The sequence below is a fragment of the Alcaligenes sp. GCM10023179 genome (assembly GCF_042653705.1).
Classification (GTDB): Bacteria; Pseudomonadota; Gammaproteobacteria; order Burkholderiales; family Burkholderiaceae_B; genus Alcaligenes; species Alcaligenes phenolicus.
The window spans coordinates 477,332-491,584 of record NZ_JBHSIQ010000002.1 but is presented as its reverse complement, the minus strand read 5'-3'; the positions used below and the strand labels follow the sequence as shown (position 1 = coordinate 491,584).

The window sequence follows — 14,253 nt, the reverse complement described above, 5'->3', positions numbered from 1 at the left end:
TTTCGCTTCCAAGGAAAAGCATGACATTCAATCGACAGTCTCCCCGCGAGCATCCGGATCAATTGCGTATCGGCTTGGTGTCGGTTTCAGATCGCGCCTCCAGCGGACAGTACCAGGATCAAGGCATACCGGCGCTGCGCAGCTGGCTGGACTCCGCCTTGACGGTAGCGCCTGCCTATCTGGAACGGCTGATTCCCGACGAGCGTGCCCAGATTACCGACACTTTGATCGACTTGGTGGAAGTGGGTTGCGACCTGATTTTGACCACGGGCGGCACTGGTCCGGCGCGTCGCGACGTGACGCCGGAGGCCACTCTGGATGCTGGAACGCGTGAAATGCCCGGTTTCGGTGAACAGATGCGTCAAATCAGTTTAAAATTCGTACCAACAGCGATTTTGTCGCGGCAAGTTGCGGTCATCCGAGAAATTCAGGACCACGCTGCTCTGATTATCAATCTGCCTGGGCAGCCCAAAGCCATTCAGGAAACTCTGGAAGGATTACGGGATTCAGAAACCGGACAAGTATTGGTGCCGGGTATTTTTGCAGCAGTCCCGTATTGCATCGACCTGATTGGTGGACCTTACGCACAAACTCACGAGCATGTGGTCAATGCGTTCCGCCCCAAGTCGGCGCGTCGGACCGCCAGTTAATACGCTTACAAACAATCGGCTGTGCACGGAACCGTGCCCGGCCAAGTTTTTCAATTATTTTAGTCTTCAGGAGGTCTTCTCATGGCCCTAGTTTCCATGCGCCAGCTGCTCGATCACGCGGCCGAGCACGGTTATGGTATTCCAGCGTTCAACGTCAATAACCTGGAGCAGGTCCAGGCCATTATGGAAGCCGCCTCGGAGACGGATAGCCCCGTCATCATGCAGGCATCGGCCGGCGCCCGTAAATACGCAGGCGAAGCGTTTCTGCGTCACCTGATCGAAGCTGCTGTCGAGTCCTACCCCAACATCCCTGTGGTGATGCACCAGGACCACGGCCAGTCCCCCGAGATTTGCAAAGGCGCCATCGAACTGGGTTTCTCCAGTGTGATGATGGACGGCTCTTTGCTGCCCGACGGCAAGACCATTGCCGATTTTGAATACAACGTGGAAGTAACCCGCAAAGTGGTCGAAATGGCTCACAAGCTGGGCGTGACCGTTGAAGGCGAACTGGGCTGCCTGGGTTCCCTGGAAACCATGCAGGGCGACAAGGAAGACGGTCACGGTGCTGACGGCGTTCTGACTCTGGACCAGTTGTTGACCGACCCCGAGCAGGCTGCTGAGTTTGTGACACGCACTCAACTGGACGCACTGGCCATCGCCATCGGTACCAGCCACGGTGCTTACAAGTTCACCCGCAAGCCTACCGGCGACATTCTGTCCATCGAGCGCGTGAAAGAAATTCACCGTCGTTTGCCCAATACTCACCTGGTCATGCACGGCAGCTCCAGCGTGCCTCAGGAACTGCTGGCTGAAATCCGCCAGTTCGGTGGCAACATGAAAGAAACCTACGGCGTGCCTGTGGAAGAAATTCAGGAAGCCATCAAGTACGGTGTGCGCAAGGTCAATATCGACACCGATATCCGTTTGGCCATGACCGCTGCCATCCGTCGTTTCCTGTTCGAAAACCCGGAGAAATTCGACCCACGCGAATATCTGAAACCTGCTCGCGAAGCCGCCAAGAAAGTGTGCGTGGCCCGCTACCAGCAGTTTGGTGCCGCCGGTCAGGCCTCCAAGATCAAGGCCATTCCTTTGCAGGAAATCGCCCGCCAGTACAGCGCCGGCGAGTTGTCCCAGATCGTTCAGTAATTTTGTCAGGCGGAGCAGGAGTGGGCAGCACGACTGCCCGCCCCGGTCTCCGCGTCTTTGCCCGGTGCCGCAGGCGCCGGGATTGTCGTCCCGCCTGCATCCATAGTCAGCGGGATGTTTTCGTTTTAAGGATGAAATCGTGCAAGAGCCCTTACATCAATCCAGCCTGAGCTCCCTGCCGCTACTCGCGCGCGGCAAAGTTCGGGACATGTATGCGGTGGGTGAGGACAAGTTGTTGATTGTGGCCAGTGATCGCATTTCGGCATTCGATGTGATTCTGGACGACCCCATTCCCGGCAAGGGCGCTGTCTTGACGCAGATGACCGAGTTCTGGCTGAACAAGCTGGCGCACATCATCCCTAATCACACGACGGGCGTGAACCCGGTTGATGTGGTGGCGCCTGAAGAGCGCGCCCAAGTGGAAGGCCGCTCCATGGTGGTCAAGCGCTTGAAGCCCATCATGGTGGAAGCCGTGGCTCGTGGTTATCTGATCGGTTCGGGCTGGAAAGACTACCAGGCTACCGGCGCGGTATGTGGCATCACCTTGCCGGCTGGTTTGAAGCAAGCGGCCAAGCTGCCCCACGTGTTGTTTACCCCGGCTGCCAAAGCAGAAATGGGCTCGCACGACGAGAACGTGGATTTCGCCCACGTGGTCAAGGAAGTGGGTCAGGAACTGGCCGAGCAGATCCGTGACGTCACCTTGCGTCTGTACACCGAAGCTGCCGACTACGCGGCCAGCCGTGGCATTCTGATTGCCGATACCAAATTTGAATTTGGCCTGGACGATCAAGGCCAGCTGCATTTGATGGACGAAGTGCTGACCCCGGATTCCTCGCGTTTCTGGCCAGCCGACAGCTATGCTGAAGGCATCAGCCCACCGTCTTACGACAAGCAATTTGTGCGCGATTGGCTGGAAACCCAGGTTTGGGACAAGACGCCACCCGCTCCTCGCTTGCCTGCTGAGGTGGCCGAGCGTACGGCTGACAAATACCGTGAAGCCCTGGAACGCCTGACAGCGTGAACGGTTTACAGCCCGGACAGGTGCTCGCCGTAAACGAGCTGCCTGCTCGTCCTTCGCAGGGTGCCAAGCGGCTGCATGTCCTTGGACGACTTAGCTACAGCGAGCCGGGCTTTGGGGGAGGGCGATGGGCAGAGCAAAGTCTGCCTCGCCGGAAAACCCATCATTGGATGGACCCTGCTGTTTTTCTATTTACCAAGGCGCCTGGCAGCATGGCGCCTTCTTCCTTTTAGGGCGTATCTCTAATGAGCGTACAAACTCCTGCGGCCCCCACAGTGGGCATTGTGATGGGTTCCTCCAGCGACTGGGATGTCATGAGCCAGGCTGTGGCCATTCTGGACGAATTTGGCGTGTCCTATGAGTGCCGTGTGGTCTCTGCCCACCGCATGCCGATTGATATGGTGGACTATGGTGCCCAGGCTCCGGCCCGTGGCCTGAAAGCCATTATTGCCGGGGCAGGCGGCGCGGCTCACTTGCCCGGCATGCTGGCTGCCCTGACGCACTTGCCCGTGTTCGGCGTACCTGTACCTTCGCGCTACCTGCGCGGTGAAGATTCCCTACTGTCGATTGTGCAAATGCCCAAGGGCGTGCCGGTTGCCACCTTCGCCATTGGTGAGGCCGGTGCCGCCAATGCCGCGCTGCACGTGATTGCCAATCTGGCGGTCAACGATGCTGTGCTGACTGAAAAACTGATTGCGTACCGTGCCCGCCAGACCGAGGCCGCCCGAGCTATGCGTGTTCCTCCTGCTACTGCCTGATTTTATTTTGTGATGATGACCCCCATGACTGATGTTGCCCTTCTGGTCCCTGGCTCTTGGCTGGGCATGATTGGAGGCGGCCAACTGGGCCGCATGTTCTGCCATAGCGCCCAAAGCCTGGGCTACAAGGTGGCCGTGCTGGACCCGGACACCCATAGCCCTGCAGGCGCGGTGGCGGATCTGCATATCTGTGCGGCCTACGATGACGCCCAAGCGCTTGCCCGTCTGGGGGACTTGTGCCAAGCCGTCAGTACCGAGTTCGAGAACGTACCAGCGCAGTCCTTGCTGACCTTGGCCAAGCACACACGAGTCACGCCGTCCGGCGATGCCGTCGGCATTGTGCAGGATCGTATTCGTGAAAAAGCCTTTATCTCGCAGGCCGGTGTGCCGGTGGCTCCTTATGCGGCCATCGAAAGCCTGGACGATTTGCAGGCCGCTGACAGCGCCTTGTTTCCCGGCATTCTGAAGACAGCGCGCTTTGGTTACGACGGCAAGGGTCAGGCACGTGTGGCAGACCGTGAACAGGCGCTGGCTGCCTTCAAGGAGTTCGGTTCCCAGGCCTGTGTGCTGGAAGCCCTGCAACCCTTGAAGTCCGAAATTTCGGTTGTCCTGGCCCGTGGCCTGGACGATCAGGTCAAAACCTTCCCATGTGCCCGTAACGAGCACCGTGATGGCATTTTGGCCGTGTCCACCATCAGCGCCCAGTTTCAGGATGATGCCTTGTCCGAGCAGGCCCGTCAGGCGGCTGCCGCTATCGCCCGTACGCTGGACTACGTGGGTGTCTTGTGTGTGGAGTTCTTCATTCTGGAAGATGGCCGTTTGTTAGCCAATGAGGTGGCTCCCCGTCCGCACAATAGCGGTCACTACACCATGAACGCCTGCGTCACCAGCCAGTTTGAACAGCAAGCCCGCGTGATGGCGGCCTTGCCTTTGGGTGATACCAGCGCTTTGTGTCCTTCCATGATGCTCAACATCCTGGGCGATATCTGGTTTGATGAACAGGGCCAGATGCGTGAACCTGATTGGGCTGCCTTGCTGGCTGTGCCTGGCGTGTCCTTGCACCTGTACGGCAAGGCCGAGGCCCGTGTTGGCCGCAAGATGGGTCACGTCAATATTGTGGGCGAGTCGGATCAGCAAGTGCGTGAACGCACTGCCCGAGCCGCCGCTGCCTTGCGTATCGCGTTTGATCATGAGTGATTCCACCCGTAGCCCTTCCGAGCAGCAGATAGAGCAAGCCGCCCGTGTGCTGGCACAAGGGGGGCTGGTGGCCTTTCCAACCGAGACAGTCTACGGTCTGGGCGCGGATGCAGAAAACCCGGCGGCGGTGCAACTGATTTACAAGGCCAAGGGCCGCCCTGCGAATCATCCCTTGATTGTGCACGTGGCCCCTGGTGCCGACTTGCGTTATTGGGTGACGGATATTCCGCCCGTGGCGCAGCAATTGATTGATGCCTTCTGGCCGGGTCCTTTGACGCTGATCTTGCCGCGCAATCCGGCTATTCCGGATACGGTCAGTGGCGGGCAAAGCAGCATTGGTATTCGTTGCCCTTCCCATCCGGTGGCACAGGCTTTGCTCAAGCGCATGGCAGAACTCAAGCCCAGCGGTCAGGCCGGTGTGGCGGCGCCTTCGGCCAACAAGTTCGGTCAGGTATCGCCCACGGCGGCCAGCCATGTACGCGATGAATTCGCGGACATGAGTGCAGAGGAACTGCTGATTGTGGAAGCGGGCCCGTCGGAAGTGGGCATCGAGTCCACCATTGTGGACGTGTCGCGTACTCATCAAGGTGTGGGTGCCGTGCTTTTGCGGCCTGGCCACATTAGCGCCGCCATGATTGCCGAGGTTATCGGCTACGAACCCGCCAGCCCGGATCAACAAGCCCCACAGGTTTCGGGCAGCTTGAAAGCGCACTATGCGCCTCGTACCCCTTTATCTTTGTTTGATGAAGACAGCGCGGCTGCGGTGCAGGCTGTTTTGAGCCAGGGGGGCAAGCAGGCCATTGTCGCTTTTGCCTCCTTGCCGCCATTTTCGGCGGAGGTGCACGACTGGTATGTGTGCAGCCCGGATGCGCAGCTTTATGCCCAGGACTTGTACGCCATGTTGCGTCGTCTGGACCAAGGCCAGTACCAACATATTTGGGTGCAGCGTTGCCCGGATACGCCAGACTGGCAGGCGGTCAATGACCGCCTGGGCCGAGCAGCAGCAGCCTTTGAATAAGTCTGCTGTTTAGTAGTGCGTGTGTGCTTTAAGGGCTGAGCTTAGGGACTGAGTGAGTTCGCTACTTAGCGGGCTGTTCGTTTCAGAAAGTCCACAATCGCCTGGTTCACCTGCGCTTCCTTATCCCGGTAGGGCAGGTGACCGCATTGCTCCAGTTCCAGCAGCTCGGTGTGGGGCACCAGCTCCTTGATGCGGCGGATCTGTTCCAGCGTGCCGTACTCATCATCCACGCCCTGAATCGCCAGAATCGGGCAGGTGATACGGCTGACGTCCTCTTCAATATTCCAGTCGCGGAATCGGGGATCGGTCCAGGTGGCGTTCCAGCCCCAGAAAGCGGATTCCACATCATCGTGATAGCGGCCCAGACGTTCGCGTAAAAAGCCTTGCTCGTAGGCTTCGCGGGCAACCAGAATGCCGCGCAGGGAAATGTCTTCCACGAACAGGTGCGGGGCCATCACTACAATGCCTTGCAGCTTGTCGCTAAAGCCACTGGCCGCCAGCAGGGCAATCGAGCCACCATCGCTGTGGCCGACCAGCACAATCGGGCGCTTCTTGCCGTCTTCGCCCAGTTGCTCCAGTAGTTGAGGCAGCACGTCCAGCGACTGCTCATGCAGGTAGTCGGGCTCTTTGGGGCGATTGTCCGGGCGAGGGGTGCTGCGGCCATAGCCATAGCGGGAGTACATCAGGCCGCTGCAGCCGGTTTGTTCGCACAGTTGTGCCGGCCAGTCTTTCCACATGGCAATCGAGCCCAGACCTTCGTGCAGGAACACCAGCAAAGGGGCGGTTTCCCGTTCGGGGGCAATGCGTTGATATTCCAGCTGGATGGCTTGTGAGCCTTGAATCAGGCTCGCAAATTGCAAAGATGAATCGAGTGTTGTCATAGCCTTGGTTGTGCATAGCCCCGAACAAACCGGGCGCTCAGGTAATTAGTAATCAGGAAACTCTCTTTATGCCATAGATTGGTATAAGACGCACAGGCTGGCTTCTCCTGATACCGGATGTGGACAGTTTGCTGCGGTTTGTGGCGCAGTAGGGGCAGGGGCTGCAAATTCTGGCAGAGATGGTAGAGTGGCGATCTCGATCTTTTTTGCCGCCGGGCCGTCCCAAGGTGAAAGCTCCCCCTTGGAGGGGCAGCAAGCCGAAGGTGTAGCGTGGGGGCTTTTTTTGTCGCCGGGCCGCCCCAAGGCAAAAACTCCCCCTCGGGGGGCAGCAAGCCGAAGGTGCAGCGTGGGGGCTTTTTTCGTTGTACAACAACATGAAATTTGCTGAATTTGAAGTGGGTATGGTCATCAAGCACCCACTTGTCCCTGTGACTCGCGAAGAAATGCTGGAATTTGCCCAGAAATACGATCCGCAGTCCTTTCATATTGACGACAAGCAGGCCGAAGAGGGCCATTGGGGCGGTTTGATCGCCAGCGGCTGGCTCACTTGCGGCAAAACCATGCGCATGGCCGTGGATTCTGCCTTGCACGATTCCGAGTCCTTTGGTTCGCCCGGTCTGGAGCGTCTGCGCTGGGTTTTGCCTGTGCGGGCCGGTGATTCAATCCGTCTGGAGGCCACGGTGGCGTCCAAGCGTGTGTCCAGCAGCCGTTCAGATCTGGGCATCATTCGCTGGAATTGGAATGTGTTCAATCAGCGTGATGAGCTGGTGCTGGAAATGGAATCGACCAGCATGTTTGAGTTGAAGTCCGAACAAGAATAAAAAGACCGCCACCGCATAGTTTTGGTTTACCAACTTTCCAGCGGCCACTTTGATCTTGAGACGGCCCTGCGACTGGAAAGAACCTTCATTCCAGGCTTTTTGCCCGCTGCTTATGAAGGGATACTGTTTACCTCGAGTCTCTCGGCAGTAAAAACCGTAAATGCAGACGGGAGAGAAGTCCCCTTACGGCATGTAATTCACCAGTTTGTTCCGGTTGAAACGGACAAGGGCAAAGCCTCTGGCTTTGCCCTGTTTGGTTTGCTTTAGAAGAAAGCCTGAATCCCGGTTTGTGCGCGTCCCAGAATCAGGGCATGTACGTCGTGGGTGCCTTCGTAGGTGTTCACCACTTCCAGATTGACCAGGTGGCGAGCAATACCGAACTCGTCAGAGATACCATTACCTCCCAGCATGTCGCGTGCCAGACGGGCAATATCCAGTGCCTTGCCGCAGGAGTTGCGCTTCATGATGGAGGTGATTTCGACCGCCGCTGTGCCTTCGTCTTTCATGCGTCCCAGACGCAGGCAGCCTTGCAGCGCTAGCGTAATCTCGGTTTGCATATCGGCGAGCTTTTTCTGGATCAACTGATTGGCCGCCAAGGGGCGGCCAAACTGCTTGCGGTCCAGGGTGTACTGGCGGGCGGTATGCCAGCAGGATTCGGCAGCGCCCAAGGCACCCCAGGCAATCCCGAAGCGGGCCGAGTTCAGGCAGGTGAAAGGGCCACGCAAACCCGAGACATGGGGCAGCATCTGGCTGTCTGCAATCTCCACATCGGCCATGACGATTTCGCCGGTCAGGGAAGCACGCAAGCCTACTTTGCCGTGTATGGCCGGGGTGGACAGACCTTTCATGCCTTTTTCCAGAATGAAGCCGCGGATCTTGCCGTCGTCGTCACCACCCACGACTTTGGCCCAGACCACCAGCACATCGGCGATGGGGGAGTTGGTAATCCAGGTCTTGTTGCCGCTCAGACGATAGCCACCGTCCACTTTTACAGCGCGGCTTTCCATGGCGCCGGGGTCTGAGCCATGATTGGGTTCAGTCAGGCCAAAGCAGCCAATCCATTGGCCGCTGGCCAGCTTGGGCAGATATTTCTGTTTTTGTTCTTCGCTGCCAAATTCAAAAATCGGCACCATGACCAGAGAGGATTGCACGCTCATCATGGAGCGGTAGCCTGAATCCACACGCTCCACTTCGCGGGCGATCAAACCATAGCTGACATAGTTCAGACCAGCGCCACCGTAGGCTTCGGGAATGGTGGCCCCCAACAGGCCCAGCGAGCCCATCTCGGCAAAGATGGCGGGGTCAGTCTGTTCGTGGCGAAAGGCCTCCAGTACGCGTGGCAGCAGCTTTTCCTGTGCATAGGCGTGGGCGGCATCGCGCACCATGCGCTCTTCATCGCTCAACTGCTGATTCAACAGCAGGGGGTCGTCCCAATGGAAAGAGGGATTGGCAGACATAGAGGTACTCCGGGAAGATCAAAGAGGGTCAGTCAGGTGGAGCCTGGATGGGCGCCATCAATCTGGAAAATAGAAAAGAGTTGCTTCAGTATCGCTGACAGTCGCCACTATGAGCAGCAAGCGCATCTTCAGGTGGCTGTCGATCAGCGAGATCAATATAAAGTCTCAGCATAGTGTGCATAAAGCGCACAAGGCAATTGATAAAATTGCACAATGTCGTGTTCTGGCGTAACGATCCGGCCCTGCACTGAATGGGCAGGGCGGAGGCGGCATGATTAAGAGGAAGACCTATGAGACAAGGCGTACCCAGTTTGGGCGCATTACAGGCCTTTGAGGCCACGGCCCGTTTGGGGACTTTTTCCCGTGCGGCCGAGGAATTGTCCTTGACGCATAGCGCGGTGTACCGGCAGGTTAGCGGCCTGGAGCAGCGGCTGGGTGTGACCTTGCTGACACGGGTGCGGCGGCGTCTGGTGTTGACTCCGGCAGGGCGCGATTATGCTGCTCGCATCCGTCACCATCTGGAGCAAATCGGCAAGGATACTTTCAGCCTGATTGCACGCGCCGGTGTGGGCCGCAGCATCCATCTGGCCGTGCTTCCTACCTTGTCGACCGTGTGGTTGATGCCGCGTCTGGCCCGTTTCTCCCAGCGCTATCCGGATATCACCGTCAGCCTGTCCGTGCGTACCACTCCGTTTCAGTTTGGCGACCACCCCTTTGATGCTGCCATTTATCATGGACGGCAGTTGTGGCCGCAAACTGAAGGGATCAAGCTGTTTGACGAAGGCGAACTGGTGCCGGTCTGCTCGCCCGAGCTGGCCGCCAGTGACGACTGGCAAAAGCTGGTTCACCTGCATATGTCCACGCGCCCCGATAGCTGGTCGGACTGGTATCGATCTGCCGGTCTGGAGCCTGATTTGCGTGTCAGTTCCGGCCCGCGTTACGAGCTGTTCAGCCTGGTGATGGCGGCATTGCATGCTGACATGGGCGTGGCCTTGATGCCGCGTTTTCTGGTGCAACAGGCGCTGGAGCAGGGCGAGCTGATCATGCCGCTGGATCATGCCATGCCTGTCAGTGAGGCCTATTTTTTTAGTTATCCTACGGCCAATGAGCCCAGCGAAGCGGTGCTTTTGCTGGAACAATGGCTGCTTGAGGACCAAAAGGAGAACACATGAGATTGCACTGGAAACCGGCTCTGATGTCGGCTGCCTTGACCTTGGCGCTGGCGCTACCTGCGCACGCTCGGGAAGCAGCCAGCCAGCATTTGAACCCGGAAACCGCCAGCAGTGTCATGCAGCGTGACAAGCTTGTCACCCAGAAAAGCATGGTGGTGACGGCACATCCTTTGGCGACACAAGCGGGTTTGCGCATCCTGGATCAGGGAGGCAGTGCGGTGGATGCAGCCATTGCGGCTCAGTTGGTTCTGGGGCTGGTGGAACCACAGTCTTCCGGCATAGGCGGTGGCGGCTTCTTGCTGATGTTCCAGCCCAAGACCGGCCTGATGAGCTATGACGGACGGGAAACGGTGCCCGCAGCCAGCAGTCTGGATCGCTTCGAGCTGGACGGTAAAACCATGTCCTTCAAGCAGGCGGTCAATAGTGGTCGCTCGGTAGGCGTACCGGGTTTGCTGCGTGCCCTGGAGTTGATGCATAAAGACGGCGGCGTGCTGCCGTGGGCGAATTTGTTTGACCCGGCGATTGAGCTTGCCGAGGTCGGTTTTGAAGTCAGCCCACGCTTGAATACCTTGATTGCCGATAATCCTGAACTGGCTGACAAGGCGGCTACACGTGCCTATTTTCTGGACGAGCAAGGCAAGCCCTGGCCAGTTGGTCATCGTTTGCAGAACAAGGAATACGCGCAGGTGCTGCGCTTGTTGGCCAGGCAGGGTGCACAGGCTTTTTATCAAGGTGAACTTGCCCAGGATATGGTGGCTGCCGTTGCCGCCGACCCCATTGCGGGTGACCTGGCAGTGTCTGACTTGACGCAGTACCGCGCCTTGCGTCGTGAACCCCTCTGTATGGACTGGCAGCAAGTGGCCCTCTGTGGCATGGCACCGCCCAGTTCCGGGGCTATCAGTGTGATGCAGATGCTGGGAATCTTGCAGCACACGCCCATTGCTGCGGCGAAGCCGCAATCTGTGGAAGCGATTCACTATTTCTCTGAAGCGGGGCGTTTGGCCTTCGCGGATCGGGATGCCTGGGTGGCCGATCCGGCATTTGTGTCTGTCCCTCAGCAGGCTTTGCTGGCTCCGGAGTATCTGAAATCCCGCGCTGCCTTGATTCAGCCAGACCGATCCATGGGACACGCTCAACCGGGTAAGCCCTTGGCCGACTCACAAGCTGCCAGCGATAACACGCCCGAGCTGCCTTCCACGACGCATTTGTCCGTGGCGGATGCCAAGGGGCAAGTGGTGTCCATGACCACTTCGGTCGAGTCAGCTTTTGGTAGCAAGATCATGGTGCATGGTTTCTTGATGAACAATCAGCTGACTGACTTTGCCTTGAGCCCCAAAGACGAAATGGGACGCCTGTCCGTGAATCGGGTGGAGCCCGGCAAGCGTCCACGCAGTTCCATGGCACCGATGATGGTGATGCAGGATGGCCGCCCTGTCATTGCCCTGGGTTCACCCGGTGGCAGTGCCATTATTCCTTACGTGGCTCAAGCCCTGACCGGCATGTTGATGTGGAACCTAGATGCACAACAGGCAGTCAGCCTGCCCCACTACGGCAGCCGCAATTGGGCGACTGAGCTGGAAGCTGGGACTACGGTGACGGAACAGGCGCAGGCCTTGAGGGCAATGGGGCACGAGGTGCGTGAGCAGCCTTTTCCTAGCGGTACGCATGTGATTCGCTGGACTCAGGAGGGACTGGAATCGGGGGTAGACCCTCGGCGTGAAGGTTTAGCGTTAGGGCAATAAGCAGAGCTTGTAGCCGTGTACCCGAGGTAAATATGGGTCTTGCCGACGAGACATGCTGCAAGCGTATGGTGGACTTGGGGAAGCAGTCAGTATGCGGGAGAGGCTGTTGGCAATTTGAAGCAGATACTCGTCAGAGATTGGCAGAGACAGCAGTCGATCGTTGCCTGAGGCTGGTAGAGCTAATTGCCAAGTAGCTAGCAGGCTCATGTCATCTGGCTTCTGAAAAAATGGGTGACCAGTAAAAAGCCCTCAATGCGTGGATCCATATCCATAGCATTGAGGGCTTTTTTTCAGTCTTAAGGCCGGTCTGACCTCGCTGCTTAGCGGAATACCACCGTGCGCTGATCGTTCAGCAAGATGCGATGCTCCACATGGGCGCGCACGGCACGGGCCAGAACCAGAGACTCCACATCGCTACCGATCTGGGTCAGTTCGGCTGGGCTGACCGAGTGGGTCACGTGTTCCACGTCCTGTTCGATGATCGGGCCTTCGTCCAGGTCAGCCGTCACGTAGTGGGCGGTAGCACCAATAATCTTCACACCGCGAGCATGTGCCTGATGGTAGGGGCGTGCGCCCTTGAAGCTGGGCAGGAAGCTGTGGTGAATATTGATGGCGCGGCCAGACAGGGATTGGCACAGATTGGTGGACAGAATCTGCATGTAGCGGGCCAGCACAACCAGATCAATCTTCAGATCACGAGCCAGGTCGATGATTTGCTGCTCTTGCTCGGGGCGAGTTTCCGGTGTCACGGGCAGGTGATGGAAAGGAATGCCGTAAGAAGAAGCCAGACCGGCGTGGTCGGTATGGTTGGAGGCCACAGCAGCAATTTCCACCGGCAGTTGGCCGCTATGGGCGCGGAACAGCAGATCGTTCAGGCAGTGGCCCTGACGGCTGACCAGGATCAGCAAGCGGGCTTTGCGTTGTGCGTCGTAAATATTGGCGTCCATGCTGAATTTTTCAGCAATGGGTGCGAAGCTGGTTTGCAGCGCATTGACGTCCTGCTTTTCGGGCAGGGAAAACTGGATGCGCAGGAAAAAGCGGTTGGTGGCGGCGTCGCCGAACTGCTGTGCCTCAAGAATGTTGCCGTTCTGCTCAAGTAGCCAGCCCGATACGCTGTGGACAATGCCGGTACGATCCGGGCAGGATAGGGTCAAGATGTAATCGTTCATCGACAGTATTGTAAAGATTTCAGAAAAGTTTTTAAGCTGCCTGGGCCAGGGTTTCTTGGCTGTGTTGTGCAATCGCTAAACACGCGGTCAGGCCGGGGGATTCGATGCCGAACAGATTCAGCAGTCCGGGTATGCCGTGCTCGGCGGGACCCGAAAAGACAAAGTCGGCTGCCGCATGGCCTGCGGGCACAATTTTAGGCCGGATACCGCTATAGGCGGGGTTCAGGCTGTTATCAGGCAAAGCGGGCCAGTACTCGCGCACGGCCGCGTAAAAAGATTGGCCCCGCTGCGGATCCATATCGTAGTTCTCGTCCTGTACCCATTCGGTGTCCGGGCCAAAGCGGGCTTGACCGGCCAGATCCAGCGTCAGATGCACACCCAGCCCGGCTTTATTGGGCATGGGGTAGATCAGGTGCTTGAAGGGCGAGCGACCCGCCAAAGAGAAATAGCTGCCTTTGCACAGATAGGCATGCGGGATATGGCTGGCATCCAGCCCCTCGATCTGGCGTGCGGCGGCGACCGCGCCCAAACCAGCCGCATTGATCAGATGGGTGCTTGTCAGGCTGAACGCTTCTGCGCCACCCACATGCACTTCGAAACCTTGTCCGGGTAGGACTCGCGCACTGACAAAAGGCGTATTGAAGACCAGTTGGGCACCGTGGTTTTCTGCATCGCCTTGCAGGGCCAGCATCAAGGCATGGGTATCTACAATGCCGGTGGAAGGAGAGAGCAGGGCGGCGCTGCAATTCAAGGCCGGCTCCAGAGCCTGGGCCTGGGCGGCATTTAGCCACTGCAAATCGTCCACACCACAAGCGCGCGCTTGGGCCTGCAGCTTGAGCAGATCGGCTTCCTGTTCGGGCGTGGTCGCCACAATCAGCTTGCCGCAACGGGCGTGGGCTATATGGTGTTCCTGGCAGTAGTCATACAGCCGGGCTTTGCCTTCTACACACAGCCGGGCCTTCAGGCTGCCCGGCGTGTAGTAAATGCCCGCGTGTATGACCTCTGAATTGCGGGAACTGACGCCATTGCCAATGCTGGCGGTTTGCTCGATCAGCAGAACCTCCATGCCTTGCTGGGCCATTTGTCGGGCGCAGGCCAAACCTACGACTCCCGCTCCCAGCACTATGCAATCGACATCGTTTGCCATGAATCAGGACCTTATTGGCGCGTTGGAGCAAAAGGCGTAGTGTACTCCCGCCATGCTGTCGTCGTCAGGGTTGCGTT

Annotated in this window: 13 protein-coding genes; 9 read left to right on the top strand and 4 right to left on the bottom strand. The window is 58.1% G+C overall.

Annotated elements, in window-relative coordinates:
- Positions 1–20 precede the first annotated feature (20 nt).
- The 6 genes from mog (at position 21) to ACFPDR_RS11560 (ending at position 5,787) form a co-directional block, all read left to right on the top strand.
- Positions 21–650, top strand: a complete 630-nt coding sequence (mog, locus tag ACFPDR_RS11585) for a molybdopterin adenylyltransferase (RefSeq protein ID WP_376911147.1) — start codon at positions 21–23, stop codon at positions 648–650.
- Between the two features lie 81 nt (positions 651–731).
- Positions 732–1,796, top strand: coding sequence for a class II fructose-bisphosphate aldolase (gene fba / locus ACFPDR_RS11580; RefSeq protein WP_376911146.1), 1,065 nt, complete (start codon positions 732–734; stop codon positions 1,794–1,796).
- A 139-nt stretch (positions 1,797–1,935) separates the two neighbouring features.
- Complete coding sequence (locus ACFPDR_RS11575) at positions 1,936–2,817, top strand: phosphoribosylaminoimidazolesuccinocarboxamide synthase (protein WP_009455127.1); 882 nt, start codon at positions 1,936–1,938, stop codon at positions 2,815–2,817.
- Positions 2,818–3,059: 242 nt separating this feature from the next.
- Positions 3,060–3,572 (top strand): 5-(carboxyamino)imidazole ribonucleotide mutase, encoded by a 513-nt coding sequence (gene purE / locus ACFPDR_RS11570; protein WP_009455126.1) that lies wholly within the window; start codon positions 3,060–3,062, stop codon positions 3,570–3,572.
- A gap of 15 nt (positions 3,573–3,587) precedes the next feature.
- Positions 3,588–4,769 (top strand): 5-(carboxyamino)imidazole ribonucleotide synthase, encoded by a 1,182-nt coding sequence (locus ACFPDR_RS11565; protein ID WP_376911268.1) that lies wholly within the window; start codon positions 3,588–3,590, stop codon positions 4,767–4,769.
- Complete coding sequence (locus ACFPDR_RS11560) at positions 4,762–5,787, top strand: L-threonylcarbamoyladenylate synthase (RefSeq protein ID WP_268380819.1); 1,026 nt, start codon at positions 4,762–4,764, stop codon at positions 5,785–5,787. Before ACFPDR_RS11565 ends, ACFPDR_RS11560 begins: the two co-directional genes overlap by 8 nt.
- 65 nt (positions 5,788–5,852) lie before the next feature.
- On the opposite strand, the gene ACFPDR_RS11555 is transcribed toward ACFPDR_RS11560, so the two are convergent.
- Entirely contained in the window at positions 5,853–6,668 is an 816-nt protein-coding gene (locus ACFPDR_RS11555; RefSeq protein WP_376911145.1) for an alpha/beta fold hydrolase, read from the bottom strand.
- Between the two features lie 374 nt (positions 6,669–7,042).
- Between ACFPDR_RS11555 and ACFPDR_RS11550 the strand changes: the two genes are divergently transcribed.
- Positions 7,043–7,489, top strand: coding sequence for a MaoC family dehydratase (locus ACFPDR_RS11550; protein ID WP_035271462.1), 447 nt, complete (start codon positions 7,043–7,045; stop codon positions 7,487–7,489).
- 263 nt (positions 7,490–7,752) lie between these two features.
- Here the strand turns inward: ACFPDR_RS11550 and ACFPDR_RS11545 are convergent, their stop codons facing one another.
- A complete protein-coding gene (locus tag ACFPDR_RS11545; RefSeq protein WP_022983442.1) occupies positions 7,753–8,946 on the bottom strand; it encodes an acyl-CoA dehydrogenase in 1,194 nt (397 codons plus the stop codon).
- A 290-nt stretch (positions 8,947–9,236) separates the two neighbouring features.
- On the opposite strand from ACFPDR_RS11545, the gene ACFPDR_RS11540 reads away from it, so the two are divergent.
- Positions 9,237–10,118: a LysR substrate-binding domain-containing protein gene (locus ACFPDR_RS11540; protein WP_088451068.1), complete on the top strand. Its 882-nt coding sequence runs from the start codon at positions 9,237–9,239 to the stop codon at positions 10,116–10,118.
- Entirely contained in the window at positions 10,115–11,860 is a 1,746-nt protein-coding gene (gene ggt, locus ACFPDR_RS11535) for a gamma-glutamyltransferase (RefSeq protein WP_203145070.1), read from the top strand. The genes ACFPDR_RS11540 and ggt overlap by 4 nt, the downstream gene beginning before the upstream one ends.
- A 320-nt stretch (positions 11,861–12,180) precedes the next feature.
- On the opposite strand, the gene purU is transcribed toward ggt, so the two are convergent.
- Together purU and ACFPDR_RS11525 are read right to left on the bottom strand one after the other, a co-directional pair.
- A complete protein-coding gene (purU, locus tag ACFPDR_RS11530; RefSeq protein WP_164837966.1) occupies positions 12,181–13,035 on the bottom strand; it encodes a formyltetrahydrofolate deformylase in 855 nt (284 codons plus the stop codon).
- Between the two features lie 25 nt (positions 13,036–13,060).
- Positions 13,061–14,176, bottom strand: a complete 1,116-nt coding sequence (locus ACFPDR_RS11525) for an NAD(P)/FAD-dependent oxidoreductase (RefSeq protein WP_239055162.1) — start codon at positions 14,174–14,176, stop codon at positions 13,061–13,063.
- Between the last annotated feature and the right edge of the window lie 77 nt (positions 14,177–14,253).

Bases quoted from the DNA above. Each gene is read 5' to 3' on its own strand.
- mog (WP_376911147.1), top strand. From the start codon at position 21: ATGACATTCAATCGACAGTCTCCCCGCGAGCATCCGGATCAATTGCGT.
- fba (WP_376911146.1), top strand. From the start codon at position 732: ATGGCCCTAGTTTCCATGCGCCAGCTGCTCGATCACGCGGCCGAGCAC.
- ACFPDR_RS11540 (WP_088451068.1), top strand. From the start codon at position 9,237: ATGAGACAAGGCGTACCCAGTTTGGGCGCATTACAGGCCTTTGAGGCC.
- ACFPDR_RS11525 (WP_239055162.1), bottom strand. From the start codon at position 14,176: ATGGCAAACGATGTCGATTGCATAGTGCTGGGAGCGGGAGTCGTAGGT.
- ACFPDR_RS11550 (WP_035271462.1), top strand. From the start codon at position 7,043: ATGAAATTTGCTGAATTTGAAGTGGGTATGGTCATCAAGCACCCACTT.
- ACFPDR_RS11545 (WP_022983442.1), bottom strand. From the start codon at position 8,946: ATGTCTGCCAATCCCTCTTTCCATTGGGACGACCCCCTGCTGTTGAAT.
- purE (WP_009455126.1), top strand. From the start codon at position 3,060: ATGAGCGTACAAACTCCTGCGGCCCCCACAGTGGGCATTGTGATGGGT.
- ACFPDR_RS11555 (WP_376911145.1), bottom strand. From the start codon at position 6,668: ATGACAACACTCGATTCATCTTTGCAATTTGCGAGCCTGATTCAAGGC.
- ggt (WP_203145070.1), top strand. From the start codon at position 10,115: ATGAGATTGCACTGGAAACCGGCTCTGATGTCGGCTGCCTTGACCTTG.
- ACFPDR_RS11560 (WP_268380819.1), top strand. From the start codon at position 4,762: ATGAGTGATTCCACCCGTAGCCCTTCCGAGCAGCAGATAGAGCAAGCC.
- ACFPDR_RS11565 (WP_376911268.1), top strand. From the start codon at position 3,588: ATGACCCCCATGACTGATGTTGCCCTTCTGGTCCCTGGCTCTTGGCTG.